This window comes from Arthrobacter sp. SLBN-100, from assembly GCF_006715305.1.
GTDB lineage: Bacteria > Actinomycetota > Actinomycetes > Actinomycetales > Micrococcaceae > Arthrobacter.
The window spans coordinates 158,757-177,506 of sequence record NZ_VFMY01000001.1; the positions used below are offsets into that span (position 1 = coordinate 158,757).

Genomic DNA, 18,750 nt, shown 5'->3' on the forward strand with positions numbered 1-18,750 from the left:
TGCGCGCATCGGCGCCTGACGGCATGCCTCGCAATGGATGGGTGCCTGACGGCGGCAGGAGGCGCAGGGCGGACGACGGCGGGACTTTAGCCGAACAGGCCCGGCACCACCAGCAGGGCTGTAGGCAGCGCCAGCAGGAGCACACAGCCGGCGAGCACCAGGCTGCGGGCGGTGGCAGGCAGCTGCGGCTGGGGGGAGAGCAGCCGGCTGACCCGGGAGGCCGTGGTGCGGGCCGAGTCCGAGCCGGCGGCAGGCGCAGCGGGGTCGAGCCCGGCCAATGACAATCCGGACGAGGAGAGTCCGGACGGGCCGGGCTGAAGTTCGGCGTCGCCCGGCGTCCTGGCGGACCCGCTGGCCACGATGGCAATGGCCTTGATGAGCGTAGCCTTGCTTTCGGTCTTAAGCGCTACGTCGTCGGCCAGCATCTCGATCAGGGCGTTGACCGACTCCTGCGCAAGGCGGGTGGTGGGAAGCCAGGGGAGCGCCTGCCGCCAGGCGGCAAACGCCCAGAGCAGCAGGTGGTGCCGCTGGCTCAGGTGCGCATTTTCGTGGATCAGAACGGCGCGGAGTTCGGCCGGCTCAAGGGCGGCCATCAGACCGTCGGACAACACCGTCACGGAGCGCGCCCCGCCGGGAAGGCAGTAGGCCACTGGCGAATCGTGGCTGATAACCAGTGTTCCGGCTCCTTGGGCGGACGGGGAGGCCAGAAGCGCGAGAAGCTCCCGGTGCCGCCGCCGCTGGCGCTCGATCTTGTAGTACGTCAGCAGCAGGGTGAACACCAGGTGGGCGGTCAGCAGCGCCGCGGCGGACAGCGCGAAGATGTGCCAGAACCCGAGGTCGGTGGTGGGGGCGTTGAAGAGCACCATGCCTGCAAGCGCCCGCAGGCCGGCGAGCAGGTTGTCCCCGATGGGCTCCAGGCCGTACACCAGCATGGCGCCGATCATCGACAGGCCACCGGCAAGTGCGATGGCCTGCCAGAGCACCATGGCCGTAAAGGGGGACCGCGCGGGCCACTGCGCGCGCGAGAGGAGGATAGGCACCGGCCACGCCAGGACTATCGCAAGGACCGCCAGCAGGTATGAGGCCCAGAACATGGTCCGCTAGATGTGGCCAAGCAGTTTGCGCAGAGTCTCGGCTTCACCTTCGGAAACGGAGCCAATGAAGCGTGCCAGCACGGCTTCACGGTCCGGGGCTGACCCCAGCACTTCGTGCATCAGCTCAGCGGTATGGTCCTCACGGCTGGATACTGCCTGGTAGCGGTGCGGACGCATGCCGCGTTCACGTTCCACCAGGCCCTTCTTCTCAAGCCGGGACAGGACCGTGAGTACGGTGGTGACGGCCAGTTCCTTGCCTTCATGGCCGGAGGTGCCATCCTGGCCGGCCGACGTCTGGGCAAGCCGGTCACGCAAAGTGTTGGCGGTGGCTGCTTCATGGCCCGCCCAGAGCAGGTCCATCACTGCCCGTTCCAGTTCACCAAGACTAGCCATTGCACTTTTCCTTTGTTTCCCCGCACCGTTGCCATGGGCAGACGATGACATTTTGCATTTCCCTACTGCTACAGAAACTAATTTACCCCGATTCCGCTTCAGTTTCTACATTGGGTAGAAGGCAGGCGGGTCACGGCCGCAGCAGATGCCCGGGCGGGTCACGGCCCGTTTTTACACCGCAGCAGCCGTTGTTCTACACTTTGTAGAAGTTAGAGTTTCTACAGAACGTAGAAAACCTTCGCCCGGACAGTAGGGACCCGCCATGGACGCTATGGACGCTCTGGAAATCGCACGCTGGCAATTCGGCATCACCACCGTCTATCACTTCATGATGGTCCCGCTCACCATCGGCCTGGGCCTCGTGGTGGCCGTGATCCAGACCGTCTGGCACCGGACCGGAAAGCCCGAATACCTCCGGATGACCAAATTCTGGGGAAAGCTTTTCCTGATCAACTTCATCATGGGCGTGGCCACCGGCATCGTCCAGGAGTTCCAGTTCGGAATGGCCTGGAGCGAGTACAGCCGTTTCGTCGGTGATGTTTTCGGGGCGCCGCTGGCACTCGAGGCGCTGCTGGCCTTTTTTGTGGAGTCCACCTTCCTCGGCCTGTGGATCTTCGGCTGGAAGCAGCTCAAGCCGGCCATCCACCTCGCCTGCCTCTGGATCGCCGTCATCGGCTCCGTGTTTTCCGCGTATTTCATCATCGTGGCCAACAGCTGGATGCAGCACCCCGTCGGCGTCGAGATGATCGACGGCCGGCCTGTCATGACCGACGCCTGGGCCGTCTTCACCAACAACACCGCCCTGGTTGCCGTTCCTCACACGCTCTTTGGCGCCCTCGCCGTCGCAGGCGGCTTCCTGCTCGGCATCGCCTGGTACCACCTGTGGCGGAGGCGGCGCGACGGCGTCGACACCGTAGGTGCGGACGGCAAGGTGAGCCCCGGTGAGTCAGCAGAAATTCCCGGCCGCGACCGGAACGACCACAAAGTCTGGCTTCATTCCCTGCGCATCGGCGCCGTGGTGGCCATGATCTCCTTCGCCGGAACCGCGCTCACCGGCGACCTCCAGGGCAAGCTGATGTTCGAGCAGCAGCCCATGAAGATGGCCGCGGCCGAAGCTGCCTGCCATGACGGCACCGGCTTCTCCGTCCTGAGCATCGGCAACATCGGCTCACAGAACTGCGACGACATCGTGGCCCTGATCGAGGTCCCGGGCATCCTCTCCTACCTGGCCAAGGGAGATTTCACCACCGAAGTCCAGGGCGTCAACAGCCTGCTGCCCGAATACAAGGAGAAGTACGGCACCCACCTGCCGGACAACCCGATCTACGGTGAGCGGGCCGGCCAGGAAATCGACTACCTTCCCGTTATGGAGGTCACCTACTGGGGCTTCCGCATGATGATCGGCTTCGGCGGCCTCGCCGCCCTGGCAGCCCTGGTGGCCCTGTGGCTCACCCGCAAGGGCACGGTGCCCGAGTCGCGGTGGCTGATGCGGCTTGCCGTCTTTGGCATCCTCGCCCCGTTCGGCGCCAATGCCGCCGGGTGGATTTTCACCGAGATGGGCCGCCAGCCCTTTGTGGTGGCACCCAACCCGGATCCCAGCGGCATTGACCAGGTGTTTATGTTTACCGCCGCCGCGGTGTCACCCGGCGTCTCCGCCGGCGAACTGCTGGCGTCGCTGATCACCCTGACCGCCATCTACGCCGTCCTGCTGGTGGTTGAAGTAAAGCTGCTGGTCAAGTACATCCGGGGCGGTGTGGTGTCCGCGATGCCGGAACTCGTCCACGGCCCGGTCGACGAAAACGAAGACGCCACCCCCGGCCCCGGCGGACAGGGCGGCGGCAAACCGGCCGACGACGTCCTGGCCTTCGCCTACTAGTCCGCGCCAAGAGCAGAGGAAACAAAGAATGGAACTGCTGCCAACCATCTGGTTCATCGCCATCGCAGTGCTCTGGACCGGGTACCTCTTCCTCGAGGGCTTTGACCTGGGCGTGGGCATGCTGATGAAGCTGTTTGCCCGGAACAACACCGAGCGCCGCGTCCTGCTCAACACTGTGGGCCCGGTCTGGGACGGCAATGAGGTGTGGCTCCTGACCGCCGGCGGCGCGACTTTTGCCGCCTTCCCGCTCTGGTACGCCTCCCTGTTCTCTGCCCTCTACCTGCCGCTGCTCCTGGTCCTGGTTGCACTGATCTTCCGTGCCGTGGCCTTCGAGTACCGGGGCAAGGTGGACACGGATCAGTGGCGGGCCAGGTGGGACTGGGCCATTGCCCTGGGGTCCTTCTTCGCGGCCTTCGGCGTGGGCGCAGCGCTTGCCCTGACCACCACCGGCCTGCCCCTGAACGCCAACGGTGACCGCGTGGGCGGCCCCTTCTCCTGGTTCAACGGCTATGCGGTGTTCGGTGGGCTCGCCGTCGTTGGATTCGCGCTGGTGCACGCCCTGGCTTTCCTTGCCCTGAAGACCGACGGCGATGTGCGCCACCGGGCCCGCCGCTGGTTTGTCCGGTTGCTGCCCGTCCTGCTCCTGCCGATTGCGGCGTGGGCACTCACGATGCAGATGCTCCACGGAAAGCCCTGGACCTGGGCGCTGGTCCTGCTGGCGGTGGCCGCCGCGGCTGCAGCATGGTCGATGGCCCGGAAGGGCTCAGAGGGAAAGGCGTTTGTGGCACTGGGAGGCTTCCTGGCCCTGGGCTCGGCGTCAATCTTCGGCGCGGCGTTCCCGGTGGTTCTGCCCTCCACCCTCAATGAGGCCTTTGACCTCACCATTTCCAACGCCTCGTCCTCGGACTACACTCTGGGGCTGATGACTGTTGTGGCCGCCTTCGGAGTTCCCCTGGTCATCGCTTACCAGGCCTGGACGTACTGGGTCTTCCGGAAGCGGGTCAGTGCGGCGCACATCCCGGAAGCCCACAGCTTCCTTCCGGCCGTCGCCGCCAAGGCTTTCACCAACAAAGGCTGACATGCGACCCACTTTCCCGCCCGGCCCGGCCACCCGTTCCGCCCTCTACTGGCTGGGACTTCTCGCCGCCCTTAAGGCGCTGTCCCTGGTCCTGATCGGCCAGGCGGTGGCGTCGGTGCTCGCCGGACTCGTGGCGGGGAACGAAGGGTGGGCGGAGCAGATCACTGCCGGTATGGCCGGGGTGGTGCTTCGGTCCCTGACCGTGTGGGCCCAGGCAGTTGCGGCCCGCCGGGCAGCCCTGGGCATCAAGGAGGAGCTGCGCGCCGGGCTGCTGGACCGGGCGCTGCGCAACGGCGTCCGCAGTACGGGGCCGGCCGACGGCGGACTCGCCGTGCTGGCCACCCGCGGGCTGGACGCCCTGGACAGCTACTACACGCAGTTCCTGCCGGCGCTGGTGAACTGCGCGGCCATCCCGCTGCTGGTGGGGGCCCGGATCCTCTTCGCGGACTGGCTCTCCGCCGTGGTGGTGGTCCTGACCGTTCCGCTCGTTCCGTTGTTTATGGTGCTGATCGGACGGTACACGGAGGATAACGTCCGGGAGGCCCAGGCGTCCCTCGCCCGGCTCTCCACCCACATGCTGGAGCTTGCCAAGGGGCTTCCTGTGCTGGTGGGCCTGGGACGTGCCTCCGCGCAGCGAAAGGCGCTGGAGGAGATCTCCGAGGAATACCGGTCCCGCACCATGGGTACGTTGCGGACCGCGTTCCTCTCGGCCCTGGCGCTGGAGCTGATCGCCACCATCTCCGTGGCCGTCGTCGCTGTGTTCATCGGCGTAAGGCTGGTGCACGGCGACATGCCCCTCGAAGCCGGCCTGCTGGCCCTGATCCTGGCGCCCGAGTGCTATCTTCCGTTGCGCGAACTCGGGACCGCCCACCATGCCAGCGATGACGGCCGCGTGGCGCTCGCCGAAACCACGGCAGTCACGGACGCGCCCGAACCGCAGCCGCTTCCCGCCGCCCGCGCCGGCAGGCCTGGTGCCCCCATCACCGTCACCGGCCTCACGGTGACCTACGACGGAAGGCCGCAGCCCGCCGTCGGCCCGCTCACCTTCACCGCGCCGCAAAGCCGGATCACGGCCCTGGACGGGCCCAGCGGAGCAGGCAAAAGCACCGTCCTGGGCGTCCTGGCGGGGACCATCGGGCATGGAGCCGGCACCACGGTCGGCGGCACGATCTCCGGCCTTGACCGCAAGGACATCGCGTGGGTCCCGCAGCATCCGGTCATGGTGGCAGAAACGGTCCTCGACGAGATCGTGCTGTACCTGTCCGGTGGCGTGGGGAGCGGCGGAAACGGGCCCAGGCGCCAGGCCGCTGAGGGAACTGCCCGGACCTGCCTGGCCCGGGCGGCCGCCGCCCACCTTGCCGGCAAGCATCCGGCGGAGCTGAGCCCGGGCGAACTTCGTCGCGTGGCCCTGGCCCGCGGGCTAGCCAGGATCGAGTCCGGCGCCACCGTCCTCCTCCTGGATGAACCCACGGCGCACCTCGACGACGCGTCCGCCGCGCTGGTAGAGGACAGCATCAGAAAGCTCCGGGGGCAGGTGACGGTCATCCTGGTGGCGCACGAGGAACGCACCCGGGCCCTCGCCGAACACCTGGTGCCGGTTGGCGGACATGCCCTGACGGCCCCGGCTCCTGGCACCGTTGAACTTACCCGGCCCGCACTTGGCTTGGGCGGCGCCGCGGGGGCACTCTCCTCCACCACGCAAGATCAGCAGGACTCCGCAGAAGCTCCAGGCCAAAGAGCCAGGCAGGGCAACGTCCAGCACAGCGCGGCGCGGCTGCTGCTGGCTCTCCTGGCGCCCGTGCGGGGCAAGTTCGCGGCCGCAGCCGTGGTGGGAACGCTGGCGGCGGTCTTCGCCGTCGCGCTGTCCGGCCTCTCCGGCTGGCTCATCATCCGCGCCGCCGGGCAGCCGCCCATCCTGTACCTGCTGACCGCGATTGTTGGCGTACGGTTCTTCGGGATTGGCCGGGCTGTGCTGCGGTACTGCGAGCGGCTCCTCCTGCACGATGCCGTATTCGCAGCCCTGACCAGGCTGCGGGGCCGGGTGTGGGAGTCCCTGAGTCGGCGGGCGCTGCCGCTGCGCCGCCTGCTGCAGGGCGGCAACGTCCTGGGAACGGTGATTGACGACGTCGATACCGTGCGCGACCTCCTGCCGCGGGTGGTCCTGCCGCAGGTCACTGCACTCGCGGTTTCGGTGTTGGCCCTGGTCACCACATCGCTGCTGGTGCCCGCCGCCCTTCCCGCCGTGCTCGCCGCCAGCATGGTGAGCCTGCTGCTCGCCCCGGCAGTTGCCCTCTGGGGCGACCGCAAGTCTGCTGTTGCTGAGCAGCTCCTCCGTTCCGGGGTCCTGCGCCGCATTTCGGCGGCCCTCGACGCCCGGGCGGAACTGCACGCGAACGGCGTGGCCTGCCGCGTGCTGGAGGACCTGCGTGCCCAGGACCGGAACGCCACCCGGGCCTCGCAGCGATCAGCCTGGGCCGACGGCCTGGGCCAGGCCATCACCACTGCTGCCTGCGCTTCCGCAGCCTTGGGAGCCGCCTGGCTGGCGGGGACGGCCGTGCTCGCTGGCCGGCTCGCCCCGGAAACCGCAGCGGTGGTGGTCCTGCTGCTCCTCGCGCTGGTTGAGCCCTTCGCAGCGATGACGACGGCGGTGCGCCAGTTCCCGGCGCTGCGGACGGTTATGCAGCGCGTCGCCGAGTCCGGAGCCCTTGAAGAGGGCGGGCAGGAGGGCGGCCTGCAGACCGTACCCGCCCGACCGGGCGGCCGTCCCGGCGTCGAACTGGAAGGGCTGTCCGCCGCCTGGCCCGGCGGTGCACCGGTGTTTTCCGATGTGGACGCCGTGGCGGAACCGGGGCGTTGGCTGGCAGTCACGGGCCCGTCGGGGTCGGGGAAGTCCACCTTGCTGTCAGTCCTGCTCGGTTTTCTTCCCGTTGCCGCAGGGCGGATCGGCGTGACGGGCCGCGCCGCCTGGTGCCCGCAGGAAGCACACCTGTTCGACTCGACGATCCGTGGAAACCTCCTGCTGGGTAAGCCCGGCAACGGAATTTCCAAGGACGAACAACAGGCCGGCGGACAGCGGGCCGATGCTGAGCTGCTTGATGTGCTCGCGTCGGTTGGCCTCAATGGCCTCCTGGAGCGGTTGCCGGCAGGCCTGGATACCCGGATCGGGCCGGGCGGGGCATTCCTGAGCGGCGGGGAGCGCCAGCGCCTGGCTGTGGCCCGCACCCTGATGACCGGTGCCGAGGTGATCCTGCTGGATGAGCCCACAGCGCACCTGGATGCGGAGTCAGCCAGGGCGATGCTGGCGGACCTGCGGCAGGGACTGCGCAACCGCACCGTGGTGCTGGTGACGCACAACCCGGCCGACATCCGTCCCGTGGATGCCCGCCTGGTGCTGGCACCCGGCTGGGAGCACCCGGGACCAAGGGACGACAGTTTGGGAAGCGCCACCGAAAACCTGGTGGCATCCTAGGCGGGGGATCAGCCGTCCACGTCGTGAAGGTGGTGCACCACGTCGTGCAGGAAATACTGGGACAGCGTCAGGACGGTGAATTCCGAGCCGTTGCTGCGCAGGCCCTTGCGGCCCCACTCGGACTCCCGGACGGCGGCAAAGGATTCCGCGGCCTGCTTGCCTTCAGCCGTCAGCTCGGCGCTGACAACCGCCGGGTCGGCGTTGGCGTAGTCCTTGTCGACAGCCGTCTGGTCCTGGTCCCAGTTGTCGAACCGGGCGTCGTCTGAATCCAGCATGAGGTTCAGCCGCTGGTCGAAAAGGCTGAACACGTCGCGGACATGGCAGGCGTATTCCAGGGCAGACCACGTGTGCTCGTCCGGACGCTCGGCCGTGTCAGGCCTGCGGAGAACGGCGCGCCAGCGGGGCAGCATGCTTTCGATGTTGCCCGGTACCGTTGATGGCGTCACGGTGGAGGCATTGAACGAGCATTCCGGGCAGGGACGGGTCAGGACCCAGGTCCAATCCTTTTCATCAGGAACGATAGGCATGGAAGCAGTCTAAGCGGGATCAGGCCAGGCCATGGCAGGCCCCACCACGTCCACAGGCTGGGACAGCGGGACGCCCGAACCATCGCGCCGGCCGTGCTCCTGGGGAAGGGAGCGCGCCACGCCGGCGGCCGAAGCGGCCTTGGCCGGACCGTGGCCTGCCCAGGCCAGCAGCAACGTGTCCTCGCCCTTCAGGAAGCGGTGTGCCCGCACGCCGGCAGTTGCCCGTCCCTTGACCGGGTATTCGGAGAAGGCGGTCACCTTGGCCGTGCCGGGGGCAGTTCCCGGCAGGGCGCCGGTGGTTCCGGCGATGGTCACCACCACGGCCGCTTCGTCCTTGGGCCGGATGGCGCCGAAGAACAGCACCCGGTCGCCCGCGGCGAGCTTGACCCCGGCCATTCCGCCGGCAGTCCGGCCCTGCGGACGCACGCCTGCCGCGCCGAACTTCAGCAGCTGGGCCTGGCTGGTCAGGAATACCAGTTCGGCGTCGTCCTCGACGGCAGGCGCCACGCCCACCACGAAGTCCTTGTCCTTGAGGGAAATCACTTCCCAGTCCTCACGGTTCAGCGGGTAGTCCGGCTGGACCCGCTTCACCACACCCTGGGCGGTGCCGATGGCCAGGACTTCATCGAGCCGGACGAAGGCCACCAGCGATTCCCCCTTCTGCAGGGTGATGAAGTCCTTGGCCGGGACACCGCCGGCAAGGTTGGGCAGGCCCGAGACCGGCGGAAGGACCGGCATGTCCATCACCTGCAGGCGGAGCATGCGCCCCAATGACGTGACGGCAGCGATCTCGCCGCGTGCCGAGGTCTTCACCACCGAAGCGAAGACGTCATGCTTGCTCCTGGGCCCGGCTTCGGCCATGGGCTCCTGGTTGCTGGTGCGCGCGATCTGCCCGGAGGCGGTGAGGATGGCCCAGCAGGGGTCGTCGGCAATTTCCATGGCCAGCGGCACGGCCTTGCCCTTCTTGCCCGGGGCGGCCAGTTCCGCGGCCACCGTGGGGGAGACGGCTTCGGATTCGAGCAGCAGGGTACGGCGCGGGGTTCCATGCTCTTCGGCAATGGCGCCGAGTTCGTCCGAGACCAGCGTCCGCAGCCGTTCGTCCGAGGCCAGGATCGCTTCCAGCTCCGCGATCTCGCGCCGCAGCTCGTCCTGTTCCTTCTCCAGCTCGATGCGGGAGTACTTGGTCAACTGGCGGAGCCGCAGTTCCAGGATATAGTTCGCCTGGATTTCGGTGAGGTCGTAGATGGACATCAGCCGTTCGCGGGCTGCGGCGGCTTCATCCGAGGACCGGATGATCTGGATGACCTCGTCAATGTCCACGATGGCGATGAGGAGGCCCTCCACCAGGTGCAGGCGGTCCTTCTTCTTCCCCAGCCGGAACACGGTGCGTCGGCGCACCACGTCGATCCGGTGGTTCACGTAGACGGTCAGCAGCTCCACCAGGCCCAGGGTCTGCGGCTGGCCGTCCACCAAGGTCACGTTGTTGATGCCGAAAGAGTCCTCCATCGGCGAGTAGCGGTAAAGCTGCTGGAGCACGGCGTTGGGGTTGAAGCCGTTCTTCAGTTCGATGACCAGCCGCAGGCCGTGCTTGCGGTCCGTCAGGTCCACGATGTCGCTGATGCCGGTCAGCTTCTTGGCGTTGACGGCGTCCTTGATCTTTTCAATGACCTTTTCCGGCCCCACCATGTAGGGCAGCTCGGTGACCACCAGGCCGGTCCGGCGCGCCGACAACTGCTCGATCTCCACCTTGGCCCGCGTCTTGAAGGACCCGCGTCCGGTGGCGTAGGCGTCGCGGATGCCGTCCAGCCCCACGATCCGGCCGCCGCTGGGCAGGTCCGGGCCGGGGACGAACCGCATGAGGTCATCCAGGGTGGCCTCCGGGTTCGCAATCAGGTGCCGGGCGGCGGAGATGACTTCCACGAGGTTGTGCGGGGCCATGTTGGTGGCCATGCCGACGGCGATGCCCGTGGCGCCGTTGACCAGCAGGTTGGGGAACGCGGCCGGCAGGACTTCCGGCTGGGTCAGCTGGTTGTCGTAGTTGGGGACAAAGTCCACCACGTCCTCATCGAGGTGGTCGGTGAGGGTGAGGGCGGACGCAGCCATCCGGGCCTCGGTGTACCGCGGTGCCGCCGGGCCGTCGTCGAGCGAGCCGAAGTTGCCGTGCCCGTCAATCAGCGGCAGCCGCAGCGAAAAGTCCTGGGCCATGCGCACCATGGCGTCGTAGATGGCCGTGTCGCCATGCGGGTGCAGCTTGCCCATGACCTCGCCCACTACGCGGGCGCTCTTGACGTGGCCGCGGTCCGGGCGCAGGCCCATGTCGCTCATCATGTAGAGGATGCGGCGCTGCACGGGCTTCAGGCCGTCCCGGGCGTCCGGAAGCGCGCGCGAGTAGATCACCGAATACGCGTACTCCAGGAAAGAGCCCTCCATTTCGGAGGTGACATCGATGTCCACGATGTTCTCCGTGTAGGCGGTGCTGTCATCCACAGCGGGGACGGAACTTTGGCGGCGGGCCATGGGGCTGGTAAATCCTTCTGGTACTGAGCAGCGGACGGGGGTGTGCTGCGAGAGTTTTTGGCTAGGCTAAGCCTATGGTGGATCAGCCCGGGGACGGCGAATATCCGGAACATTGGGAAGCCGATGTCGTACTGCGTGACGGCGGAACAGCCCACTTGAGGCCAATCCACCCTTCCGACGCTGACGCTGTCCAGGCCTTCCATATCGGGCAGTCCCAGGATTCAATCTACATGCGCTTCTTCGCGTTCAAAGCCAGGTTGTCCAGTAAAGAGCTTAAGCGCTTCACGGAGGTTGACTACAAAGACCGGGTGGCTTTTGTCATCACCATCCGCGGCGAGATCGTTGGCATCGGCCGGTATGACCGGCTCGACGACCCCACGGAAGCGGAGGTGGCATTCAACATCGCCGACTCCCACCAGGGGCGGGGGATAGGTTCCATCCTGCTGGAACACCTTGCCGCCGCGGCCCACGAAAACGGGATCCGGCGGTTCAGCGCCGAGGTGCTGCCGGAGAACCGGAAGATGCTGATGGTGTTCTCGGATGCGGGCTACGACGTCCGGCGGCATTTTGACGACGGCGTCGTCAGCCTCGAGTTCAACATCGACCCCACGGAGAAATCGCGGGCGGTGATGGAATCCCGCGAGCACCGCGCTGAGGCGAGGAGCGTGCGGGACTTGCTGACGCCGTCGTCCATTGCCGTTATCGGTGCCAGCCGCAAGTGGGGCACCGTGGGGTATCAGCTCCTGGAACACATTATTGAAGGCGGGTTCCGGGGCCAGGTCTATGCGATCAACCCCGAGGCGCTGGAACTTGCCGGCATGCTGTCCTTCGGAAAATTGTCCGAGGTCCCGGATCCGGTCCAGCTCGCCGTCGTGGCCGTCCCCTACGAGGAAGTCCCGGCGGTGGTGGCGGACTGCGCTGCCGCCGGTGTCAGGGGGCTGGTGATTGCCTCCGCAGGCTTCGCGGACGACGGCGAACGCGGCCTGCAGCGCCAGCGGGACCTCGTGCGGCAGGCGAGGGCCAGCGGCATGCGCGTTATTGGGCCGGCCTCCCTGGGCATTGTCAACACCAATCCGGATGTGTCCCTGAACGCTTCCATGGCGCCCAGCCTGCCGCCGCGCGGGGGACTGGGCCTGTTCAGCCAGTCAGCGGCCATCGGCGTTTCCCTTTATGCCGCGTCCAGCCGCCGCCGGCTGGGGCTGTCGACTTTCCTCTCCGCGGGGAACCGGGCGGACGTCTCGGGCAACGACATGATGCAGTACTGGGAAGACGATCCCGACACAGCCGCCGTCGGCCTTTACCTTGAATCGATTGGCAACCCGCGCAAGTTTTCCCGGCTGGCGCGCAGGCTCGCGCGTACGCGGCCGGTAATCGTGGCCAAGTCCGACACCATGGGGCTGCGGCTGCCGCCAGGGCATGCCGTCCGCACAACCCAGGCACCTTCCGGGGCGCTGGACGCCATGCTGCGCCAGTCCGGCGTGATCCGGGTGGAAACCACGGAGCAGCTGATGGACGTGGCGCAGGTGGTGTCCGGCCAGCCGCTTCCCGCGGGGCCGGGACTGGCCATTTTCAGCAACTCCCAGGCTCTGGGCAAGGTGGTGGCGGACAGCGCGTCGTCCCAGGGGCTCACTGTCGAAGAGCTGGTGACGGGCGTGGACCTTGACGCCGGGCAGTCGGTTGCCCTGCCTGCGTTACGGGCCAGCCTGCTCAAGGCGCTGGAGCAGGACGCCGTCCACGCCGCGGTTGCTGCGCTGCTTCCCGCGCGGGGGCTGACGGTGGACAGCGTTGCTGAAGTGCTGGCCGAATGCTCGGCAACGGCAGGCAAGCCCGTGGTGGCCGCGTTCACCGGCATCCTGGACGCCTCCATCTATGTGGAGGGAATGGTGGGTTCCCCCGGGCGCGCCGTCCCTTGCTTCTCCAATCCCGGCGCTGCGGTAGCCGCGCTCGCGGCCGTTGCCCGTTACTCCGAGTGGGTGTCCCGCGACCAGGGGCATTTTGTGGAACCCGAAGGTTGCAGGCCGGAACTGGCGCGGGCCGAACTCGAAGCGCTGCTCCGGGACGTCAAGGGCGATCAGCTCAAACGGCTGGACCCCGCGGCGATGGCCTCCCTGCTGGACCATTACGGGATCGCGGTGCTGCCGTCCGTGGGCTTTGACACTCCCGATGAGGCTGTTGAGGCGGCCGAAGCCCTGGGCTGGCCCGTGGTGCTGAAGACCACCGATCCTGCCCTGCGGCACCGCCTGGACCTTGGCGGCGTGCGCCTGGACATCCAGGATGCGGAGTCGCTGCGACAGAACGTGCTGCAGATGCGTCGGGTCCTCTCCAACTACGGCGACCCCGCGCTTGAAGTGCAGAGCATGGCGCCGGTTGGCCAGGCCTGCACCTTCCGGGCCATCGAGGACCCGCTGCTCGGCCCGGTGGTCTCGTTCGGGCTCGCGGGGGACGCCGTGAACCTGCTGGACGACTGGTCGCACCGGGTGCCGCCCTTGTCCGCCGCCGACGTGAAGGACTTCATCCGGGGCCCGCGGGCTTCCCGCAAGCTGTTCGGCTATCAGGGCCTGCCGGCGGTGGACGTGGCTGCCCTCGAGGACCTGGCCGGTCGGCTTGCCTGGCTTAAAGACAACCACCCCGAGATCGCACTCGTGGAATTCAACCCGGTCCTGTGCGGCACGTCTGGCGCAACCATCCTTGCCGCGGAGGTGCGGATCGGCAACGCCGCCCAGCGGACGGACAGTGCACGCCGGGCCATGCTGGGCTGACGCGGTTAGCAAGAGTCCGGCCGATCTGTGAAAATGGGAGGATGAGCTCACAGCCTCCCGCTTCGGCGCCCGAAACGCCCGGCAATGAAACCCAGGCAGTCCGCCACCACAGCTCACACAGCCACACTGCACAAGGCCAGAGCCTGGAAGGTGCGCTCGAGAAGGCCGGCTTCTACCCCCGCCTCGTGGCCGATGTGGTGGACGACGCCCTGGACGGCCGCGACTGTGTTGCGCACCTGGTGCACCTGGAAACCCACTTTGACCGCGCCGAGGTGCGCCGGCACATCACGGTGCTGGTGCTGACCTCGGACATGCTGGTCATCACCCACGTGGATGACCAGCAGCTCGATGATGCCGGCGAACAGATCGTGGCCCAGATCTCCACCGAATCCGTCCCCGTCGCCCAGATCCGGTCCGTGGTGCTCAGCTACATGTACTCCCAGCCGCAGAACTACAAGCCCTCTGACCCGGTCCGCGAAGTGACGCTGTCGATCGCCTGGTCCGGCGGACAGCGGCTGGACATGGGACCGGCGAGCTGCGGCGACCCCCAGTGCGAAGCGGACCACGGCTACAGCGGGACCATTGCCCAGGAAGACATCGTGCTGCGCATCAGCGCCGAAGCCGACGGCCTGCAGGCAGTCCAGGACGCCAAGCTCTTTGCCCGGGCTCTCCGTGCAGTGAACACTGGTTCCCCCGCCCCGCAGCCGCACGTCCAGTCCATGCCGCCGCGGCCCCGGGCCGGAGTATTCGGCAACCGCCTCAGCCGCGGGCACCAGCAGCGCTGATGCCCGAAGACCGCCAGCCAGCAGACATCGTTCCGCCCGCCCGGCCAGGCCTTGAGTATCTCCTTCCGCCGGCTCCCGCCTACGGGCAGCGCTCCATTGCCGAGGTACTCACCAGCGCCGCCGCGAGCCTGGGGGTCGACGGCTTTTCCAACACCCTCGGCCTTCCGCCCGCCTCACGGGTGTGCGTGGTCCTTGCCGACGGGCTGGGCCGGAACCTCCTGAAGCAGAAATCGGCCCACACGCCGTTCCTGCGCTCCGTGCTCCAGGCCGGGCAGGGCGAGGTCCCCGTCTGGGTCGATTCGGCGTTCCCGTCCACCACCGCAGCTGCCTTATCAAGCTTCGGCACCGGCGTGGCCCCGGGCCAGCACGGCATGGTGGGCTACGACGTCCTCGATCCGCAGCAGGACAAGGTGGTCAACCTGTTGGGGAACTGGGACCCTGGCGTTGACCCCGCCGCCTGGCAGCCCTTTCCCACAGTGCTGGAGCGCGCTGCAGAACACGTGGATGTCACCACCGTCAGCCTGCCCCAGTTCGCCGATTCGCCCATGACCCGGGCGGCACTGCGCGGAGGCAGGCACATCTCCGGAACCACTGCCCACGCCCGGACGGCTTCCGCAGCCGAGGCAATGGCGTCTGCAGGTTCGTCGCTGATGTACTTTTACGTCAACGAGCTGGACAAGGCCGGGCACCGCTACGGCTGCCAGTCGGAGCAATGGGAACACCAGCTCGAAGAGCTTGACGCTACCGTCAAGCGGTTGAGCAGCACACTCCCCGCCGGCACCACCATCCTGCTCACGGCGGACCACGGCATGCTGGATGTCCCCGAGCAGCAACGGATCGACTACTCCGCGGAGCCTGCGCTGGTGGAAGGGGTGCGGCACACGGCCGGTGAGCCGCGGATGGTCCACCTCTACCTTGAAAACGGTACCGGGCCGGACGTCCGGGACCGGTTGCTCGCAGCATGGCGGGCGCGTTTCGGGGACCGGATCTGGGCATTCACGAGGGAGGACGCCCTTGCAGCAGGCCTCTTCGGGACGGTTCGTCCCGCCGTCGAAGGCAGGATCGGTGACGTGATGATCGCTGCCCGCGACGCACTGGCGCTGTACGACGTACGCCGTGTCCGTCCCACCGCCATGGAAGTGGTGGGACAGCACGGGTCATTGACCAGGGCCGAGCGGGAGGTCCCCCTGCTCTGTTTCACGGCGGGCGGCAGGAGTTCCCGGCGTGGCTGAACTCGTGTTTTTCTCCGGCACCATGGACTGCGGAAAGTCCACCCTTGCCCTGCAGATGGATCACAACCACCGGGCCAGGGGACGCGGTGGCGTCCGATTCAGCCGGAACGACCGTGCAGGGGAATCACGTATCTCCAGCCGCCTTGGCCTGCAGACCGATGCCGTGGAGGTGATGGACGGCACCGACTTCTGGGAGGAAGTCATGCTGCGCCGCACCAAAGGCCAGCGCATCGACTACCTGATTTGCGATGAAGCCCAGTTCTACACGCCGGAGCAGGTGGAACAGCTGGCGAAAGTGGTGGACGAGATCGATGTGGACGTCTTCGCGTTTGGCATCACTGCCGATTTCCGCACCCGTCTCTTTCCAGGTTCCCAGCGGCTCGTGGAACTGGCGGACCGGGTGCAGGTTCTGCAGGTGGAGGCCCTGTGCTGGTGCGGCCGGCGCGCCACGCACAATGCCAGAACGGTCGACGGCGTGATGGTCACCGAAGGCGCCCAGGTGGTGGTTGGCGACGTGGACATGGCCATGGACGCTGCCGCGGGAACGCCAGCGGTGGACCACGGCCCTGTTGTCGGGTACGAGACGCTGTGCCGCCGGCACTACATGCGGCGGGTCACCGCCCACGGCGCGACCTTGATGGGCCATCAGGACCCGCTGCTGCCGTTCGAGGTTGATGCCTGCCTGTGGCAGGGATCAGGCGGAACCAGCGCTTCAGGGAGTTAGGGTCCGTGCGCCAGCCGCCGCGCTGAGACCCGGCACGAGCCTGAGTGTCTCAACAGGCTGAGGCAGATCCGACAGCACCTCATGCTCCGGTGGGAGTTGCTGCGCTCCGGCACCGGGGCCATTTGCCGCTTGCTGCTCCTTCGTCGCTCTGACGCAAGCTACACAAATGACCCCGGCACCTTCGCTGGGTTCCTGGACAGGTAGGCGGAAAGTTTTTCGAGTTCTTATTTCGTCGGCGCTCAAAAACGCCCTGTTTTGTCAGACCCCCTCACGATGATGGAGGTATGGAAAAGAACCCGGTGGTGGTGCATGCGGAGGAAGCGGTTGAGGCTGCTGTCGCTGCGTTTATGGCTGCCCTGGCCGGCAGTGACTCTGGCGGTTCCGGTGCCAGTGCAGCAGTCGGGTCAGACGCTGTGGGGTTTGATGATGATCCTTTGCAGCGGGTTACTGACGGGGCGTTGGAAGTCCTGGCCGGGGTGGCGAGGTCGGAAGCGAAGCTGGCGGCGGTGAAGGCGGAGGCCGTGGCGGTGTTTGCCGCGGCCACGGCGGTTCTGAATGGTCCGGTTTCGTCGCCGCAGGAGGCTACGGCGCAGGACCGGTCCCTGGTGGCCGAGGTAGGGTGTGTGCTGGCGATCGGTGACCGGGCTGCGGGGGCGTTGCTGGTTGAATCGCATGCTTTGACCACGTCTTTGCCGCGGTGCCTGGCGGCCCTGCAGGCCGGGACGATCTCCTGGGCGCATGCCCGGACCATGGTGGAGCAGACTGCGAGCCTTGACCGCGCGGCAGCCGCCATCATGGAGGCGCATTTCCTGGACCCGGACGCGCCTGACGCGGCCCGCGGGTGCCCGGTGGGGGAGATGCCGGCATACCGGTTCAAGGCCAAGGCCCGGGGGTGGCGGGAACGCCACCACCCTGAGAGCCTGGAGAAACGCCATGCCAAGAGTGCGGCGGACCGGCGGGTCGAGTTCTGGCCGGACAGTGACGGGATGGCCTGGGTCGCCGGGTACCTGCCCGCGGACCAGGCCTCCGCGATTCGCAACCGACTCACGGCTATCGCCCGGGGGATGCAGGGCCCGAACGAAACCCGCACCATGCCGGAGTTGTGCGCTGACATCTTCTCCGACGGACTCCTGAACAGCGGGGCCGGTATCAACCCTGGAAACAGTTCCGGTGGTAACGGCGACGGCGGCGGTATTGGCGGCGAAAACAGTACCGGCAACGCAGGCAGTACCGCGAATGGCGGCCACAATAGTACGGGCAACGGCGCGGCAAACAGTACCGGCAACGGCGAGGCGAACAGTTCCGGTGGCGGGGAGGGAACAGCGCCCGGCCCGTCCTCGTCGGGGATTCGGGCGCAGGTGCTGGTCACCGTGCCCGTGTTCTCTCTGATGGGTTTGACGGAGGAGCCGGCGGTGCTGGACGGGTTCGGGCCGATCCCGGCTTCGATGGCACGGGACCTCGTCGCGAATGGGGCCGGTTCGTTTTACCGGGTGCTGGTGGATCCGCGGGACGGGGCGCCGCTGGAAATTGGCAGAACCAGCTACCGGGTGGGCAAAGCGATGCGGAACTGGCTCAGGTTGCGGGACAGCAAATGCCCGTTCCCTGGCTGCAACAACAGCTCCCTGGACAACGAAGCAGACCACATCCTCGCCTGGCATAAGGGCGGCACCACCGGGGTATCGAACCTGGGACAGCCCTGCCCGAAACACCACAAACTCCGGCACACCAGCAGCTGGAAACCCACCCCGGCCACTAAAAACGAACCACCAGGCTGGACCTCACCCACCGGCCGGCACTACAAAAGCGAACACCAGGACTGGGAACCACCCCACTGGCCCGAACAGCTGAAACCGGAATGGTTGGTAGACGGATGCACGGTTGGCGGTGCGGTGGCAGGCGGTTCGATAAAGGGCGCGCAAACGGGTGAATTTCTGAAAGAAGCCGTGCCCGGCTCAGCTATGCCCGTCGTGTACCCATCAGATCTGGACGGAGCAGACCTATACCCGGAGGGGCAAGGTATTCCTGAACCAGCCCTGTCCCAACAGATCATTAGCTGGCTCGATGAAGCTGACGACGCCGTGCGCTTCTTGGATCCGCCCGACGTTGACCTCCCCGAGGACCCCGGCGTTCCAGAAAACGAACTGCCGCAAGACCCGTTCGGAGAGTTCTATTTGATGCTGGAGCTGGAGCACCTCCGGCGGCAAATGCCCTTCTAATGCGAAGGGATGCTTCGCTGGCCCTATCGCCGTGACGGGAGTTTCCTGGCGGAGGTACGAAGCAGGGGCTTTGGACGCTT

Annotated in this window: 12 protein-coding genes; 8 read left to right on the forward strand and 4 right to left on the reverse strand. The window is 67.1% G+C overall.

The window, feature by feature from the left end; translation table 11 throughout:
* Positions 1 to 86 precede the first annotated feature (86 nt).
* Positions 87 to 1,094 (reverse strand): M56 family metallopeptidase, encoded by a 1,008-nt coding sequence (locus FBY31_RS00705; RefSeq protein ID WP_142035675.1) that lies wholly within the window; start codon positions 1,092 to 1,094, stop codon positions 87 to 89.
* A gap of 6 nt (positions 1,095 to 1,100) precedes the next feature.
* A complete protein-coding gene (locus FBY31_RS00710) occupies positions 1,101 to 1,487 on the reverse strand; it encodes a BlaI/MecI/CopY family transcriptional regulator (RefSeq protein ID WP_142035678.1) in 387 nt (128 codons plus the stop codon).
* A gap of 271 nt (positions 1,488 to 1,758) precedes the next feature.
* Between FBY31_RS00710 and FBY31_RS00715 the strand changes: the two genes are divergently transcribed.
* Genes FBY31_RS00715 through cydD form a run of 3 tightly spaced genes read left to right on the forward strand, consistent with a single transcriptional unit; the run spans position 1,759 to position 7,910 of the window.
* Positions 1,759 to 3,363: a cytochrome ubiquinol oxidase subunit I gene (locus FBY31_RS00715; RefSeq protein ID WP_142044925.1), complete on the forward strand. Its 1,605-nt coding sequence runs from the start codon at positions 1,759 to 1,761 to the stop codon at positions 3,361 to 3,363.
* A 28-nt stretch (positions 3,364 to 3,391) separates the two neighbouring features.
* Positions 3,392 to 4,441 (forward strand): cytochrome d ubiquinol oxidase subunit II, encoded by a 1,050-nt coding sequence (gene cydB / locus FBY31_RS00720; protein WP_142035681.1) that lies wholly within the window; start codon positions 3,392 to 3,394, stop codon positions 4,439 to 4,441.
* A 1-nt stretch (position 4,442) separates the two neighbouring features.
* Entirely contained in the window at positions 4,443 to 7,910 is a 3,468-nt protein-coding gene (cydD, locus tag FBY31_RS00725) for a thiol reductant ABC exporter subunit CydD (RefSeq protein WP_142035684.1), read from the forward strand.
* An 8-nt stretch (positions 7,911 to 7,918) separates the two neighbouring features.
* Here the strand turns inward: cydD and FBY31_RS00730 are convergent, their stop codons facing one another.
* Both FBY31_RS00730 and FBY31_RS00735 read right to left on the reverse strand, forming a co-directional pair.
* The gene (locus tag FBY31_RS00730; RefSeq protein WP_142035687.1) at positions 7,919 to 8,437 is read right to left on the reverse strand and encodes a DinB family protein; all 519 of its coding nucleotides are present in this window, start codon (positions 8,435 to 8,437) and stop codon (positions 7,919 to 7,921) included.
* A gap of 9 nt (positions 8,438 to 8,446) precedes the next feature.
* The gene (locus FBY31_RS00735; protein ID WP_142035690.1) at positions 8,447 to 10,954 is read right to left on the reverse strand and encodes a DNA gyrase/topoisomerase IV subunit A; all 2,508 of its coding nucleotides are present in this window, start codon (positions 10,952 to 10,954) and stop codon (positions 8,447 to 8,449) included.
* A 74-nt stretch (positions 10,955 to 11,028) separates the two neighbouring features.
* Between FBY31_RS00735 and FBY31_RS00740 the strand changes: the two genes are divergently transcribed.
* The 5 genes from FBY31_RS00740 to FBY31_RS00760 all read left to right on the forward strand — a co-directional run bounded on the left by FBY31_RS00740 (position 11,029) and on the right by FBY31_RS00760 (position 18,670).
* Complete coding sequence (locus FBY31_RS00740; protein ID WP_142035694.1) at positions 11,029 to 13,713, forward strand: bifunctional acetate--CoA ligase family protein/GNAT family N-acetyltransferase; 2,685 nt, start codon at positions 11,029 to 11,031, stop codon at positions 13,711 to 13,713.
* A 41-nt stretch (positions 13,714 to 13,754) separates the two neighbouring features.
* On the forward strand, positions 13,755 to 14,498 hold the full coding sequence (locus FBY31_RS00745) for a DUF5998 family protein (RefSeq protein WP_142035697.1): 744 nt from the start codon (positions 13,755 to 13,757) through the stop codon (positions 14,496 to 14,498).
* Positions 14,498 to 15,730 (forward strand): alkaline phosphatase family protein, encoded by a 1,233-nt coding sequence (locus FBY31_RS00750; RefSeq protein WP_142035700.1) that lies wholly within the window; start codon positions 14,498 to 14,500, stop codon positions 15,728 to 15,730. Before FBY31_RS00745 ends, FBY31_RS00750 begins: the two co-directional genes overlap by 1 nt.
* On the forward strand, positions 15,723 to 16,454 hold the full coding sequence (locus tag FBY31_RS00755; RefSeq protein WP_142035703.1) for a thymidine kinase: 732 nt from the start codon (positions 15,723 to 15,725) through the stop codon (positions 16,452 to 16,454). Before FBY31_RS00750 ends, FBY31_RS00755 begins: the two co-directional genes overlap by 8 nt.
* A gap of 284 nt (positions 16,455 to 16,738) precedes the next feature.
* Positions 16,739 to 18,670 carry an HNH endonuclease signature motif containing protein gene (locus tag FBY31_RS00760; RefSeq protein ID WP_235012857.1) on the forward strand — a complete coding sequence of 644 codons (1,932 nt, stop codon included), beginning with the start codon at positions 16,739 to 16,741 and terminating at the stop codon, positions 18,668 to 18,670.
* Positions 18,671 to 18,750: the final 80 nt, after the last annotated feature.

Excerpts from the sequence above, each read along its gene's own strand:
- FBY31_RS00705 (WP_142035675.1), bottom strand. The coding sequence starts at position 1,094 with ATGTTCTGGGCCTCATACCTGCTGGCGGTCCTTGCGATAGTCCTGGCG.
- FBY31_RS00745 (WP_142035697.1), top strand. The coding sequence starts at position 13,755 with ATGAGCTCACAGCCTCCCGCTTCGGCGCCCGAAACGCCCGGCAATGAA.
- FBY31_RS00715 (WP_142044925.1), top strand. The coding sequence starts at position 1,759 with ATGGACGCTCTGGAAATCGCACGCTGGCAATTCGGCATCACCACCGTC.
- FBY31_RS00760 (WP_235012857.1), top strand. The coding sequence starts at position 16,739 with ATGGAAAAGAACCCGGTGGTGGTGCATGCGGAGGAAGCGGTTGAGGCT.
- FBY31_RS00735 (WP_142035690.1), bottom strand. The coding sequence starts at position 10,954 with ATGGCCCGCCGCCAAAGTTCCGTCCCCGCTGTGGATGACAGCACCGCC.
- FBY31_RS00710 (WP_142035678.1), bottom strand. The coding sequence starts at position 1,487 with ATGGCTAGTCTTGGTGAACTGGAACGGGCAGTGATGGACCTGCTCTGG.
- FBY31_RS00730 (WP_142035687.1), bottom strand. The coding sequence starts at position 8,437 with ATGCCTATCGTTCCTGATGAAAAGGATTGGACCTGGGTCCTGACCCGT.
- FBY31_RS00750 (WP_142035700.1), top strand. The coding sequence starts at position 14,498 with ATGCCCGAAGACCGCCAGCCAGCAGACATCGTTCCGCCCGCCCGGCCA.
- cydD (WP_142035684.1), top strand. The coding sequence starts at position 4,443 with ATGCGACCCACTTTCCCGCCCGGCCCGGCCACCCGTTCCGCCCTCTAC.
- FBY31_RS00740 (WP_142035694.1), top strand. The coding sequence starts at position 11,029 with ATGGTGGATCAGCCCGGGGACGGCGAATATCCGGAACATTGGGAAGCC.
- cydB (WP_142035681.1), top strand. The coding sequence starts at position 3,392 with ATGGAACTGCTGCCAACCATCTGGTTCATCGCCATCGCAGTGCTCTGG.